Origin of the sequence: Paraburkholderia sediminicola, from assembly GCF_046030555.1 — a bacterium.
GTDB lineage: Bacteria > Pseudomonadota > Gammaproteobacteria > Burkholderiales > Burkholderiaceae > Paraburkholderia > Paraburkholderia sediminicola_E.
In genome coordinates this window covers 289905-302795 of record NZ_JAQQCH010000005.1, presented here as the reverse complement: position 1 = coordinate 302795, position 12891 = coordinate 289905, and the positions used below count along the sequence as shown (strand labels likewise).

The following is a 12891-nucleotide window of genomic DNA, read 5'->3' as shown; positions in this document are numbered from 1 at the left end:
TGCGCCCCCATGTCGAATGTACCCAAAAGTCCCGCTACGGCGAACGAGAATGCGGCGCCGGCCGCCGATCAGGTGAAGCCCGGCGACGCTGCACGCCGCGAAGCGCCGGACGCTAACCGCAACACGCCGGAAACGGCGCGTGAGCCGCGACGCAACGCGGAAGGCGCGCAAGCGTCGGCGCAAAAAAATAATCCGCCGCGTGAGGCGCGCCGGGAAGCGGGCGCGCAGGCGCCGAAAACCGCTCATGAGGGGCGCGAACAGCCGCCACGTGGCGATGCCGCGCGCAAGCAGGCGAATACCGGCGGCGTCGGGCAGCCTACGGTGCGCCGCGACGATGGACGCGCGCAGAACGCGCCTCGCGCTCAACGCCAGCAGCAGGGCGATGAACGGCGCGCACAGTCCGAAAACACACGAGATCCCAATCAGTCGAAGCGTGGCGACGGACGTGCCAATCAGCAAAGCGGTGCGCCCGCGCAGAAATCGCCGCAAGCAGGCGATGCGCAAAACGGCCAGCCCCGTCGCGAGCCGCGCCCGCCGCGCGTGCAACGCGTCGTCGAACCGAATCCGATTCCGCCGATCACTTTCCCCGAAGCGCTGCCCGTCTCCGGCCGGCGCGAGGAGATCGCCAAGGCGATCGCGCAGAATCAGGTCGTGATCGTCTGCGGCGAGACCGGCTCCGGCAAGACGACCCAGCTACCGAAAATATGTCTCGAACTCGGTCGTGGTCTCGGCGCGGGCGGCACGGGCCTGATCGGCCACACGCAACCGCGCCGGATCGCGGCGTCGGCGACGGGCCGGCGCATCGCCGAGGAACTCGGCACGCCGTTCGGCGAAGTGGTCGGCTATAAGGTGCGTTTTACCGACAATCTGTCGCCGGGCGCGTCGGTCAAACTCATGACCGACGGTATTCTGCTCGCCGAAACGCAAACCGATCCGCTGCTGAACGCCTACGACACGCTGATCATCGACGAAGCGCACGAGCGCAGCCTGAACATCGATTTCCTTCTGGGCTATCTGAAGGAAATCCTCGTCAAGCGGCCTGATCTGAAGCTGATCGTGACCTCGGCGACGATCGACGCGGATCGCTTCGCGCGCCATTTCGGCAGCGACGAGAAGCCTGCGCCGGTGATCGAAGTGAGCGGCCGGCTCTATCCGGTCGAGATGCGTTATCGGCCGGTCGCGGAAGACAGTCCGGCGGTGAAGTCGGCGGAAGGCTCGTCGTCTTCTTCGTCGTCGCGCGAAAAGCCGAAGACGCAGCGCGAGGCCGACCGTGATCTGATGGAAGCGATCGTCGATGCGGTCGACGAGTTGTGCCGCGAAGGCCCCGGTGACGTGCTGGTCTTCCTGCCCGGCGAGCGCGAGATTCGCGACGCCGCCGAAGCGCTGCGCAAGCACCATCCGCCGCATACGGAAATTCTGCCGCTGTTCGCGCGCTTGTCGGCCGCTGAACAGGAGCGCGTGTTCCGCACTTCGAACGCGCGCCGCATCGTGCTCGCGACCAACGTCGCCGAAACCTCGCTGACCGTGCCGGGGATTCGCTACGTGGTCGATACGGGGCTCGCGCGCGTGAAGCGCTACTCGTATCGCAACAAGGTCGAGCAACTGCAGGTCGAATCGATTTCCCAAGCCGCCGCGAATCAGCGGGCAGGGCGCTGCGGCCGCGTGGCCGATGGCGTGTGTATCCGTCTGTACGAGGAAAGCGACTACCAGGGCCGCGTGCGTTTCACCGATCCGGAGATTTTGCGTTCGTCGCTGGCGTCGGTGATTCTGCGCATGAAGTCGCTGCATCTGACGGCGATCGAAACGTTCCCGTTCATCGAGCCGCCGCCCGGCCGCGCCATTGCCGACGGCTATCAATTGCTCAACGAACTGGGCGCCGTCGACGACGACAATCAGCTCACGCCGCTTGGCCGCGAACTCGCGCGCTTGCCGCTCGACCCACGTGTCGGCCGGATGATTCTCGCCGCGCGCGATCAGCAGGCGTTGAAGGAAGTATTGATCATCGCCAGCGCATTGTCGGTGCAAGATCCGCGCGACCGGCCGATCGAAGCGCAGGAGCAAGCTGACCAGGCGCATCGCCGGTTCGCCGACGAGCGTTCCGAGTTCCTGCAATGGCTGAAGATCTGGAACTGGTTCGAAGAAGCGATCGCGCACAAGAAGTCGAACCGGCAATTGCAGGACGAGTGCCGCAAGAACTTCCTGTCGCAATTGCGCCTGCGTGAGTGGCGCGACGTGCACTCGCAACTGCTCACGGTGGTGCGTGAGCACGGCTGGCGCCTGAACGAGGCCGAAGCAACCTTCGAGCAGATTCATCTCGCGTTGTTGACTGGCTTGCTCGGCAACATCGGCTTGAAAGCCGACGACGAACCGTATTTCCTCGGCGCGCGCAGCATCAAGTTCTACCTTTGGCCGGGCTCGGCGCTAGTGAAGAAGGCCGGCAAGTGGGTGATGGCCGCGGAACTGGTCGAGACGAGCCGTTTGTACGCACGCTGCATCGCGAAGATCGAGCCGGAATGGATCGAGAAGATCGGCGAGCATCTGCTGAAAAAGTCATTGTCCGAGCCGCATTGGGAAAAGCGCGCGGCGCAGGTATCGGCGTTCGAGCGCGCGGTGCTGTACGGCCTGCCGATCTATCACCGGCGGCGCGTGAGCTTCGGCAAACAGGACCCGGCGCGCGCGCGTGAGTTGTTCATTCGCGGCGCGCTGGTGGAAGGCGAGTTCGATACGAAGCTCGCGTTCTTCGCGCACAACCGCAAGCTGCTCACCGATATCGAACAACTGGAACACAAGTCGCGCCGTCAGGACGTGCTGGTCGACGACGAACTGATTTTCGGCTTCTACGATCAGGCGTTGCCGCAAGGCATTTACACGGGCGCGTCGTTCGAGCGCTGGTACCGCGACGAGCTCAAGAAGAGCGGCCAGCCGGAGGACAAGCTGCGTCTGCTGTATCTGTCGCGTGACGATCTGATGCGGCACGAAGCCGCCGGCGTGACGACCGACCTGTTCCCGAAACGGATGACGATGGCGGGCGTCGAGATGGCGCTCACCTATCACTTCGAACCCGGTTCGCCGCGCGACGGCGTGACGCTCGCGGTGCCGCTCTACGCGCTGAATCAGGTCGACGCGCGCCGTTGCGAATGGCTCGTGCCCGGCATGCTTAAAGAGAAGGCGCAACTGTTGCTGAAATCGTTACCGCAGAAGCTGCGGCGTCATTGCGTGCCGCTGCCCGAGTTCGCGGCGGGTTTCGTCGATCGTCATAGTGGTCCGCGCTTCGGCGCGGGCGGTTTGCTCGAATCGTTGATCGCGGACATTCGCGAGCAGACCCAGGTCGCGATGAAGCAATCGGATTTCAAGCTTGAGACGCTGACGCCGCATCTGTTCATGAACTTCAAGGTCGTCGACGAGCATGGGCGACAGCTCGCGATGGGCCGGAATATGTCGCAACTGCGCGCTGAACTCGGCGGGCAGGCACAGCAGCATTTTCAGAAGATTGCGTCGGGTGCGGCTGGGGTGGCGTTGGCGGATGCGGGCGGCGGTGGCGGCGTGGCCGTTGGCGCGCAAGCGAGCGGAACAGCCAACGCGGGCAGCGGTGCGGTGTCGCGCGGCAAGGGCGCCGCTGCGTCCGGTTTGCAAACCGCGTCGCAAGATGGCGCGCAAGGTACCGCGCTGTACGAAAAACTGACGACGTGGAATTTCGGCAAGCTCCCCGAGTTGCTGGAAATTCGCCGTGGCGGCCAGACGTTGTTCGGCTATCCGGCGTTGGTGGATCGCGGCACACACTGTGACGTCGAAGTCTTCGATTCACCGGACGAAGCCGCGCGCATCCATCGCGCGGGGCTGCGGCGATTGTTTGCGTTGCAACTGAAAGAACCGATCAAGTATCTGGAAAAGAACCTGCCGGGTTTGCGCGAAATGGCGATGCAGTTCATGCCACGCGGCACCCAGGAAGAATTGCGCGATCAACTGATCGACACCGCGCTCGACCGCGCCTGTCTGCAAGACCCGCTGCCCGCCGATGACGTCAGTTTCCATACGCGCCGCGACGAAGGCCGCAGCCGTCTGACTTTGTTGGCGCAGGAAATCTCGCGGCTGGTGGGGCAAATTCTGAGCGAATACGCGACCGTGACGAAGAAGCTCGTGCAGGCGAAGTCGTTCATGGCGGCGTATGCAGACATGCAGAACCAGCTCGATGGGCTGATCGGCAAGCGTTTCGTGGTCGACACGCCGTACCCGCAGTTGGCGCACTTCCCACGCTATCTGAAAGGAATCGCGCTGCGCGTCGACAAGCTGAAGGCAGACTCGGCGCGTGACGCCCGGCAGTTCGCCGAGTTTCATCCTCTGTTGCAGAACTACCAGCGCGCGGTCGCGCAGCGCGGCGGTGTGCTGGATCCGCGCTTGTCGGAATTCCGCTGGCTGCTGGAGGAATTGCGGATTTCGCTGTTCGCGCAGGAATTGCGTACGCCGATGCCTGTGTCGGTGAAGCGCTTGTACAAGGTGTGGGAGTCGATGCAGCGCTGAGTGGCGCGTGGAGTGGTGAGGGGGTGGGGGCGTCGCAGAGGTGCCCTCTCTATCTGGGCGGCGAGGGATGCGGGCAGCAACGCTTTTGCAGCGCGCATAAAAAAGCGCGCGACACCGCTCCTTTTGAGAGCGACATCACGCGCAAAGGGCGGGGCCCTTTCGGACCCGCGCCTGCTCGCTGCCAGTACAGCAACGCTGTTGACTTCGACGCGACGGGCTTAGATCGAGCCGGTCACGCTTCTTGCCTAAGTTTTACCAGTGCATGCCCGCGCCAACCGACGCGCCGAACTGACCACGCGAGTCGGTCGTACCTTGCACCTTGTAGACCCACTTGCCGGTTTCGGACAACTGCGACACGCCGATCGCCATGGCCGACTGGCCGCCATACGTGCCACCCGCAATTGCCACCATGCCGTGACCCGGCAAGACCGCTTGCGGCAAGCCGGCAGCCGCCAGCGCTGACGCCGTGCCGCCGTACGAATCACGGCGTGCCGAGCGGATCTGGTCGTCCGTGTAGCTGTTGGCCTGGCCAACCGCGCCGCTTACGCTTTGCTGCAACTGGTTGACGTTGACGGCGTCCGTGCCTTGCACGCCGGCTGCGACGTTGGTGATCTGACGCTCCTGACCTGCTGCGCCGACCGATACCGTATTCGCGCGATCCGCGACCGAGCCTTGACCCAATGCAACCGAGTTGTCGGCGCTTGCGTTCGCCGAAGCGCCGAGCGCGGTGGCGTTGTTGCCGCTAGCGACCGAGTTCGCGCCCATGGCGATTGCATTCGTGCCGGTGGCGTTGGCGTTGGCGCCCACAGCGACCGAATGCGTGCCCGAGGCCTGTGCACCTTCCGTATCGGTGTTGCCGTCGGCGCTGAAGAACGGCACGTTTGGGTTCACGGCGATGTTCTGCACCGCGTTGCCGATGGCCGCGTTCAACTGACCGAGGTTGACAGCGTCGCTGGCGTCCACGCCGTCGGCGACGTTGTGGATGACCGTACCGCCGCTGGCTGCATCGCCACCGAGCGTTACGCTGTTCTTGTTGACGCTGCCATCTTCGTTCTGGTCGTACATCACCGCGCCGTCGAGTTTGGCGGCGGTGGCTGCGCCCTGGCTGGCGACCGCGTTCAACTGGTTGACGTTGACGGCGTCGGTGCCTTGCACGCCAGCGGCTACGTTGGTTATCTGGCGTTCCGCTCCGGCTGAACCGACCGATACGGTGTCCGCTCGATCCGCGACGGAACCTTGGCCGAGGGCAACCGAGTTGGACGCAATTGCGTTCGCTTTATAACCGAGGGCGGTTGAGTTATCGCCCTCTGCCGTGGAGAGCGTGCCGACGGCGGTGCCGAAATTGCCTTGCGCCCACGAGCTGGTGCCGGCGGCGAAGGATTTGTCGCCCGACGCTACCGAACCGCTGCCGATCGAGACTGAATGGTCGCCGCTTGCGATTGCGTCATCTCCGCTACCGTCAATGCCCGTCGCCTTGAAATAGCGCGATGCGCTGGCCGTGGCGGCCTGCAACTGGCTGACGTTGACCGCATCGGTGGCTTGTGTGCCATCTGCGACGTTGGTGATCTGACGCTCACTGCCGGCGGAGCCGACTGAGACGGTGTTGGCGCGGTCGGCGACCGAGCCTTGACCCAGGGCGACGGAACCGTCGGCGCTGGCGGAGGCCATATTGCCGAATGCAGCACCGCCAAAGCCCGTTGCCGAGGCGTTGGTGCCGATCGCGGTGGAGACTGTGCCGGTGGCCGACGCGCCAAAGCCGATTGCTGTATCGCCCGCCATGCCGGCGACGGAGTGTGCGCCGAGGGCCGTGGAGTAATCCCCAGCAGCGGTGGAGAGGGTGCCGACAGCGGTGCTTTGCGCGCCGTCTGCCCACGACGACGTGCCGCCTGCCAGCGCTTGCGGGCCCGACGCATCGGCGCCGCTGCCGATCGCGACGGAGCGGTCGCCGGTGGCGGCGGCATCGTCCGTGCCGTCGGCGGGGCCGTTTGCCTTGAAGTAGTGGAGGCTGCTGCTTTGGACGAGGGTGTCGACCTTGCTGTTCACCGCGCTCAACTGGCTGACGTTGACCGCGTCGGTGTCCGCTGCGCCTGCTGCGACATTGGTGAGACGCCGTTCATTGTTCACCGAACCAATGGAGACTTCGCCCGTTGCGGTGGGTGCTGCAATTGCCGTGGCACCGGCGCCAACCGGCGTGTAAGCGGTTGCGGTCAGATCCGCGGTAGTGGTCGAGTTGGCGCCAAGCGCGACGCTGTTGTCTGACGTGGCCACCGCGCTATAGCCGATCGCAACTGAATTGTTACCGGCAGCACTTGCAGCAGTGCCCACGGCCGTGGCACCTATCTTTGACGCCGTGGCCTTGTCGCCGACCGCTGTACCGAAATCGCCCAAAGACCACGCTGCGTTGCCAACGGCGGTGGAGCCGGTGGAAGTTGCCAACGCATTTGCGCCTGCGGCGACCGCGGCCTTGCCAGAAGCCGTCGCATTGCGATCGACGGTCGGGTCCACTGCACTGGCATCGAAATAGTTAGTGGCTGCGTTGCCAGCTGCACACGCAGCCGACGCTCCACCCATCAACGTTGCCGCAGCCAACACGGCCTGTGCTACCACCAGCTTCCGTGCCGTTCCGCGTTTCGTCTTCGACCGAGCCGTTTCCGACGTGGCGACCCACGTTCCCGTCGCTTCACGCCAAACCGATTTGTAGATTTTGTTCATTATTTAAGAAACTCCGCGGTTATTGCGTGCGTGGACTGCACATGAAAGCGCGGCGATTCGAATAAGGCGTCATCGCCCTGGTATGTCGCGAACAAAATAAGAACATATAGACCGCGGTATCTCCGTCGTCCGTTTTACGTGTCCTGCTGAATTTTTCGCGCGTCCGAATCGCCTGCTTCACGCTCTTAAGTCCACAGGATTAAGTGCATGGGCGATGATCGGCGGGATTGTCAGGTGCGGCGGGGAAGAGATGGAATAAGCCAATTCTTAAACGATCAAAAATAAATGACGGATTGTAATTTAATTTTATTAATTGTTATTTAAGTGTATAAAATTATGAAATATAAAGAATCGTCTTGATTTGTCTTATGTTGATTTTAAAATTATAGGAATGTAATAATTCGTCGATTTGATTAAAATAATGGCATTGTGAAACTCGGACGAGGATTTTCTTACGCGAAGCCGACCTTATTTCAGCAGTGCAGCGGAATGTGCTGACAGTCTCGTGCCCGCATCCCGTCTGATTTCCGTTTTCCCCCGCACGTCGCACCCGCATCCACGTCAACCGCGTGCCCCGGCAAACGTTCTACAATGTCAGCTGTTCTCCGAAGTGAGTTTTCATGCGTAAATTTTTTCTTCCCGGCTTGACTGCCACGTTCGCCGCAAGCGCGGCGCTGGTCGCCGCCGCAGGTTTTTTCTCTCCGGCGGCCCACGCCAACAACGTGATCGTGCTTAATTCGGGCGAAGCCACGCTGAGCCTGATCGACGAGACCACCCGCCAGGTCGTCGGCACGGTGCCGACGGGCAAGGAACCGCATCACCTGATGGCCACGCCGGACAATTCGTCGCTGATCGTCGCCAACTCGGTGTCGAACAACCTGATGTTCGTCGATCCGAAGTCGGGCCAGGTGCAGCGCTGGGTCGAGAACATTGAAGACCCGTACCAGATCGGTTTTTCCCCCGACCGTAAGTGGCTCGTTACCACCGGGCTGCGTCTGGACCGTCTCGACATCTATCATTACGACGGCCAGAAAAACCAGATGACGCTGGCCTCGCGTCTGCCGCTCGCGGTGATGCCGAGCCATATGGCGTTCACCAATGACAGCAAGACGGTTTTCGTCACGCTGCAGGTTTCGGGCGAGCTGGCCGCTATTGATCTGGCCACGCAAACGGTCAAGTGGAAGATGAAGGTCGGCAAGGTGCCGGCCGGCCTGTGGATGACACCGGGCGAAAAGTACCTGCTGATCGGCATGACTGGGTCGGATTACGTCGCGGTGGTCGACTGGCGCAACCAGAAAATCGTCAAGACGATCCAGACAGGCAAGGGCGCGCACAACTTCCGCTCGCTGGCTGACGGCAAGCACGTGGCGGTATCGAACCGCGTCGCGAGCACGATCAGCATCATCGACGAAGACACGCTCACCAATGTCGGCGACATCACCGGTTTGATGCCGGGTCCGGACGATATGGAACTTTCCGCCGACAAACGCTATCTGTGGGTTACCTTCCGCTTCGCGAAGCATGTCGGCATCATCGACCTGAACACGCGTAAGCTGATCCAGACGATTGCCGTCGGCCGTTCGCCGCACGGTATCTATTTCTTCAATCGCGCGCCGGTCACGGCGCCGAACGGCGCATGATGCGGTAATCAATGAACCGTCAGGAATGAAGTAACAGGCCAGCACCATGTTCCATCTGATTTTTTCTTCGCTCGACAGCTTCGTCTCAGCCATGCAAACGCTGCTGTACGTCGACGTGGTGCAGCCGTTGCTGTTCCGCTTCAATCTGATGGACTACGACGAAGATACCTACGACAGCCTGTATTGGGTCATCGTCGGTGTCGTCGAGGTGCTGGCGATGTACGCGGTATTGCGCCCGCTCGAGGCGCTGCGTCCGGTGGAGCGGTGGGAAAGCCGCAAGGCCGTGCGCGTCGACGTGATTTACACGTGGATCGCCAAGCTCGGCATCCTCAACCTGTTCTTCTTTTTCGCGTTGCAGCCATTCTTCGACACCGTTCAGGCCTGGCTGCGTCTGCACAACATCGCGAATATCGAATTCGACAATCTGTGGCCAGGCGTTACCACGCAGCCGCTCGTCACGTTCGTGATGTATCTGCTGGTGCTCGATTTCGCCGGTTACTGGTATCACCGCTGGGAGCATCGGGTCGGCGTCTGGTGGGAGCTGCACGCGGTGCATCACAGCCAGCAGCAGATGTCGCTGTGGTCCGACGACCGTAACCATCTGCTCGACGATCTGATGCAAGCATCGTTCTTCGCGGTGATCGCACTGGTAATCGGCGTGCCGCCGTCACAATTCGTCGTGCTGGTGGCAATCACGAACCTGGCGCAGAGCGTGCAGCACGCGAACATTCGTCTCTACTTCGGCTGGCTCGGTGAGCGCCTGCTGGTCAGTCCGACTTTCCATCGCCGTCACCATGCGATCGGCTATGGCCACGAAGGCCTGAAGTACGGTTGCAATTTCGGCGTGCTGTTCCCGTGGTGGGACATGTTGTTTCGCAGCGTGTCCTGGAGCCGGGAGATGGAGCCGACCGGCATCCGCGATCAACTCGAAGGCCGGCGCTACGGTGACGGATTCTGGGCGCAGCACTGGCTTGCCTTCGTGCGCATTGCCGGGCGCCTTTCGCCGAAGCGTCGCCGCACCGAAGGCAGCGACGCCGCGCCAGTTTGAGCATTCTTTCTCCCACGCCGCCGGTTTTCCCGGCGGCGTGCCACGTGGTTTATCCTGTCCACGTTTGCGCGCGCGACGCGGGTTCGTGTTCCGATCCGCATTCCGGTCCGTTTGCCGGATCCTTCGCCTGTTTGTCGCGCCGCGTCCCTTATTCCATCGTTTCGTTCACCGGCACTGGCTCGCATGAATGATCTGTTGCGCTCGTTCGGACGTGCGCTCGCAAGCGCGCTCCACCCGCGCATGCTCTGGCTGACCTTCCTGCCGTTTCTGGCAGCGACGGTCGGGTGGGGCGTGACGCTATGGTTTTCCTGGCAGACGCTGATCGGCGCGACCCGCACGTGGCTCGAAAGCTGGTCGTTCACGGTCACGCTTTATCGTCTGTTCGACTGGCTCGGATTCTCGGCGCTACACGCGGCGATCGCGCCGTTTATCGTGATTGCGATGGCGATTCCGCTGATCGTCGTCACGGTATTGCTGCTGATCGCCACACTGTCGATGCCGGCCGTGATCCGCTTTCTGTCGGCACGGCAATTTGCCGGGCTCGAAATGCGCCACGGCGGAACGTGGTACGGTAGCCTCGGTCAGGCGTTGTGGACCACGCTTGTCTGTCTGGTGCTGCTGATCGTCACGTTGCCGCTATGGTTGGTGCCGCCGTTCTTCGCGCTGATTCCGCCGCTCCTGTGGGGCTGGCTGACGTATCGCGTCATGAGTTACGACGCGCTCGCACTGCATGCCACGCGTGACGAGCGGCGCGCGCTGGTGCGGCGCTTCCGGCTGCCGTTGCTGTTGATCGGCATCGCGAGCGGATTGCTGGGATCGCTGCCTACGCTGTTGTGGGCGACGTCGGTATGGCTGATCGTGCTGTTCCCGGTGATCACCGCGGTAACGATCTGGATTTACGCGTTCATCCTCGTGTTTTCGGCGCTGTGGTTCGGCTACTACTGTTTGCGCGCGCTGCAACGCATGCGCGCGGAAGAGCACGGTCCGCGGCACGCGGCGCCGGTTCCTTACTGATGAGTTATTGACTAAGCGAAAGAGGCGGCAATGGCATTTGGCGTCATCATTATCGGCGACGAAATCCTGTCGGGCAGACGCATCGACAAGCATCTGCCGAAGGTCATCGAATTGCTGGGCGCGCGCGGGCTGTCGCTCGGCTGGGCGGAATACATCGGCGACGAGCCGGAACGCATCACGGCAACGCTGCGACGCACGTTCGCATCGGGCGATATCGTGTTTTCCACGGGCGGCATCGGCGCCACGCCGGACGACCATACCCGCCAATGCGCGGCAGCCGCGCTTGGCGTGCCGCTCGAGCTGCATCCGGAGGCCGCGACGCTGATTCAGGAACGCATCCGCGACATGCATCCGGCGAACGCGGCGACGCCGCTTGATCTGGCGTCGCCGGAGAACCGGCATCGTCTGAATATGGGCACGTATCCGCAGGGCGCCTCGATCATTCCCAACGGCTACAACAAGATTCCTGGCTTCTCGATCAAGCAGCATTACTTCGTGCCGGGCTTTCCGGTCATGGCGTGGCCGATGATCGAGTGGGTGCTGGATACGCAATACGCGCATCTGCATCACGCGATGCCGCACGCGGAAAAGTCATTGCTGGTCTTCGAGTTGCCGGAGTCGCGTCTGACGCCGTTAATGGAAAAGATCGAGCACGATTTTCCAGGCGTGCGGGTATTCAGCCTGCCGAGCGTGGGCGATGCGGAGCGCGGCGGCGTGTATGCGCGGCATCACATCGATCTCGGTGTGAAGGGCGAACCGGAAGCGGTGGCAGCGGCCTTCGTCAAGCTGCGCGAAGGGGTGCATCTACTGGGCGGCGATATTGTCGAGTTTGAGGCGGCCGCGGCTAAACCGCGCGGTTGATTCTCGGTTGATCCGCCCAACACGGCAGGCTTCGTTCGGGTGCACCCGCGCCCGCTGGCTAGCTTGTTAAGACTCGACGCATCATCGGCCTGTCACATGCAGCGCCGACGATGTGTGTATGCGTTGCGCCCATCGCCTGGCGGTACCCTCAAGTGCCATTACGCGTCGGCTTGCACACGCGGCTGGCGAAGGCGACCCGTTGCATCCCGCCGATAGCGGTACGCGCCTCAGGCGCCGCTGACGCGGACAGCAACGTTCGGGCCGCCGACCAGCAATCAGGCGCCAATCCACGGTAACCCGCGAAAGCACCAGCCCGACACTGTCTTCCGATGCCCCTGGCCGTCCTTGTCGCCTTCGAAGCCTTCCAGCAGGTCATACGCCTTGGTAAAGCCGGCTTGGGCGGCAGCGATCGCGGCGAGCTTCGAGCGCGCGGCGCTGCGGCACAAAAACAGCACCGGCGTATCGGGCGAGGCGATGTGGCTCAGTTGCTGAAGGAATTCCTGGTTCGGCACGGCGCCCGGATAGCGCGTCCATTCCACATGTGCGTATTGCCCGTCGCCGATCACCGGCCGGCCGACCCAATCGAGTTCGGCACGGGTGCGCACATCGACGAGACGCGTGCGCGGGTCGAGTTGCAGCAGTTCGAACGCTTCGGCGGGCGATACCGCGCCCGCATAGGGCAACTGGGTCTCGGTGCGGCGCTTGTCCGCTTGGGCGTACAACTGTTCGAGCGTGCTCATGAGCGCAAATCTCCTTCGGACCAAATAATCATTCTAGCGCGCGGCGAGCAGGGCGCATGCTGTTCAGCGGCGGCGTCTCGCCCGCATAAGCGAGGCGCAGATCGCCCAATATTGGTGCGTTTTTCTGCAGATGCACCAAAATAGAAGCATCGGCAGTGGATGGTTTTACAGATGCACCGACTCGGTGCGTTATGCGATACGCAGATTTAAGGGCTGCATGCCGTTCGGTGCGCCCATTCCCCGCAAATGCGCGCGCAGTGCGGTTTTGCGCCGGGTTGGCGCATACATGGCACAGAAGCTGCTTTATTGGTGCCGATCGATTTGTTCCAGCAGGCTTTTATGTTCGCCCTCAACAATC

Annotated in this window: 7 protein-coding genes; 5 read left to right on the top strand and 2 right to left on the bottom strand. The window is 62.4% G+C overall.

Annotated features, from left to right (window positions below; translation table 11 throughout):
• Nucleotides 1-9 precede the first annotated feature (9 nt).
• Nucleotides 10-4518, top strand: coding sequence for an ATP-dependent RNA helicase HrpA (gene hrpA, locus PQQ52_RS10660; RefSeq protein ID WP_408210168.1), 4509 nt, complete (start codon nucleotides 10-12; stop codon nucleotides 4516-4518).
• Between the two features lie 252 nt (nucleotides 4519-4770).
• Here the strand turns inward: hrpA and PQQ52_RS10655 are convergent, their stop codons facing one another.
• The gene (locus PQQ52_RS10655) at nucleotides 4771-7230 is read right to left on the bottom strand and encodes a YadA-like family protein (RefSeq protein ID WP_408210165.1); all 2460 of its coding nucleotides are present in this window, start codon (nucleotides 7228-7230) and stop codon (nucleotides 4771-4773) included.
• Nucleotides 7231-7850: 620 nt separating this feature from the next.
• Here PQQ52_RS10655 and PQQ52_RS10650 point away from each other — a divergent pair.
• The 4 genes from PQQ52_RS10650 to PQQ52_RS10635 all read left to right on the top strand — a co-directional run bounded on the left by PQQ52_RS10650 (nucleotide 7851) and on the right by PQQ52_RS10635 (nucleotide 11793).
• Nucleotides 7851-8870 carry a YVTN family beta-propeller repeat protein gene (locus tag PQQ52_RS10650; protein WP_408210162.1) on the top strand — a complete coding sequence of 340 codons (1020 nt, stop codon included), beginning with the start codon at nucleotides 7851-7853 and terminating at the stop codon, nucleotides 8868-8870.
• 46 nt (nucleotides 8871-8916) lie between these two features.
• Nucleotides 8917-9918 carry a sterol desaturase family protein gene (locus PQQ52_RS10645; protein ID WP_408210159.1) on the top strand — a complete coding sequence of 334 codons (1002 nt, stop codon included), beginning with the start codon at nucleotides 8917-8919 and terminating at the stop codon, nucleotides 9916-9918.
• Between the two features lie 183 nt (nucleotides 9919-10101).
• Nucleotides 10102-10932: an EI24 domain-containing protein gene (locus tag PQQ52_RS10640; protein ID WP_408210156.1), complete on the top strand. Its 831-nt coding sequence runs from the start codon at nucleotides 10102-10104 to the stop codon at nucleotides 10930-10932.
• Nucleotides 10933-10962: 30 nt separating this feature from the next.
• Nucleotides 10963-11793: a competence/damage-inducible protein A gene (locus PQQ52_RS10635; protein WP_408210154.1), complete on the top strand. Its 831-nt coding sequence runs from the start codon at nucleotides 10963-10965 to the stop codon at nucleotides 11791-11793.
• A gap of 275 nt (nucleotides 11794-12068) precedes the next feature.
• Here PQQ52_RS10635 and PQQ52_RS10630 read toward each other — a convergent pair whose 3' ends face one another.
• Nucleotides 12069-12533 carry a rhodanese-like domain-containing protein gene (locus tag PQQ52_RS10630; protein ID WP_408210152.1) on the bottom strand — a complete coding sequence of 155 codons (465 nt, stop codon included), beginning with the start codon at nucleotides 12531-12533 and terminating at the stop codon, nucleotides 12069-12071.
• Between the last annotated feature and the right edge of the window lie 358 nt (nucleotides 12534-12891).

Excerpts from the sequence above, each read along its gene's own strand:
- PQQ52_RS10645 (WP_408210159.1), top strand. The coding sequence starts at position 8,917 with ATGTTCCATCTGATTTTTTCTTCGCTCGACAGCTTCGTCTCAGCCATG.
- PQQ52_RS10655 (WP_408210165.1), bottom strand. The coding sequence starts at position 7,230 with ATGAACAAAATCTACAAATCGGTTTGGCGTGAAGCGACGGGAACGTGG.
- PQQ52_RS10650 (WP_408210162.1), top strand. The coding sequence starts at position 7,851 with ATGCGTAAATTTTTTCTTCCCGGCTTGACTGCCACGTTCGCCGCAAGC.
- PQQ52_RS10640 (WP_408210156.1), top strand. The coding sequence starts at position 10,102 with ATGAATGATCTGTTGCGCTCGTTCGGACGTGCGCTCGCAAGCGCGCTC.
- PQQ52_RS10630 (WP_408210152.1), bottom strand. The coding sequence starts at position 12,533 with ATGAGCACGCTCGAACAGTTGTACGCCCAAGCGGACAAGCGCCGCACC.
- PQQ52_RS10635 (WP_408210154.1), top strand. The coding sequence starts at position 10,963 with ATGGCATTTGGCGTCATCATTATCGGCGACGAAATCCTGTCGGGCAGA.
- hrpA (WP_408210168.1), top strand. The coding sequence starts at position 10 with ATGTCGAATGTACCCAAAAGTCCCGCTACGGCGAACGAGAATGCGGCG.